The 1,274-nt window shown below is 66.9% G+C and carries 1 protein-coding gene; it reads left to right on the top strand.

The window, feature by feature from the left end; translation table 11 throughout:
• Positions 1-1,274: FAD-dependent oxidoreductase (locus tag CH289_RS13215; RefSeq protein WP_256977192.1), on the top strand; the 1,274-nt coding region annotated here is incomplete at both ends.

The following is a 1,274-nucleotide window of genomic DNA, read 5'->3' as shown; positions in this document are numbered from 1 at the left end:
CTCCGCGTCGCCATCGTCGGCGCCGGACCCGCAGGCATCTACGCCGCCGACGCACTCATGAAGTCCGACACAGATGTCAGTATCGACCTGTTCGAGCGCATGCCCGCACCCTTCGGCCTCATCCGCTACGGCGTCGCACCGGACCACCCCCGCATCAAAGGCATCATCACCGCCCTGCACAAGGTCCTCGACAAGCCCCAGGTCCGCCTGCTCGGCAACATCGACTACGGCACCGACATCACCCTCGACGACCTGCGCCGCTTCTACGACGCCGTCATCTTCTCCACCGGCGCCAACGCCGACCGCGCACTGAACATCCCCGGCATCGACCTCGACGGCAGCTACGGCGCCGCCGACTTCGTCTCCTGGTACGACGGCCACCCCGACGTCCCCCGCACCTGGCCCCTCGACGCCGAGAAAGTCGCCGTCCTCGGCGTCGGCAACGTCGCCCTCGACGTCGCCCGCGTCCTCGCCAAGACCGGCGACGAACTCCTCCCCACCGAAATCCCCGCCAACGTCTACGAAGGCCTCAAAGCCAACAAGGCCCTCGAAGTCCACGTCTTCGGACGCCGCGGACCCGCGCAAGCCAAGTTCACCCCCCTCGAACTCCGCGAACTCGACCACTCCCCCAACATCGAGGTCATCGTCGCCCCCGAGGACATCGACTACGACGAAGGATCCGAAGCCGCCCGCCGCGGATCCAAGCAGGTCGACATGGTCGCCAACACCCTGCAGGACTGGGCCATCCGCGACGTCGGCAACCGCCCCCACAAACTGTTCCTGCACTTCTTCGAATCCCCCACCGAAATCCTCGGCGAGAACGGCAAGGTCGTCGGACTACGCACCGAACGCACCGAACTCGACGGCACCGGCAACGTCCGCGGCACCGGCACCTACAACGACTGGGACGTCCAAGCGGTCTACCGCGCCGTCGGCTACCTCTCCCAGAACATCGCCCAACTCCCCTTCGACGACCAAGCCGGCACCATCCCCAACGAAGCAGGCCGCGTGGTCGAATCTCCGTCCTCGACCACCCCGGTCCCGGCCACCTACGTCACCGGCTGGATCAAGCGTGGACCCGTCGGCCTGATCGGTCACACCAAGGGCGACGCCAACGAAACCGTCGCCAACCTCCTCGAGGACGCACCCGGCTTCACCGGCGCCACCGACCCCGATCTCGACGCGGTCACCACGTTCCTCGAAGACAAGAAGGTTCCCTTCACCACCTGGGACGGCTGGTACCGCCTCGACGCCCACGAACGCTCCCTCGGCGA

This window comes from Rhodococcus sp. RS1C4 (genome assembly GCF_002258225.1).
Classification (GTDB): domain Bacteria; phylum Actinomycetota; class Actinomycetes; order Mycobacteriales; family Mycobacteriaceae; genus Rhodococcoides; species Rhodococcoides fascians_E.
The sequence above is the reverse complement of the archived record's forward strand: the minus strand, read 5'-3'. Positions and strand labels throughout refer to the sequence as shown.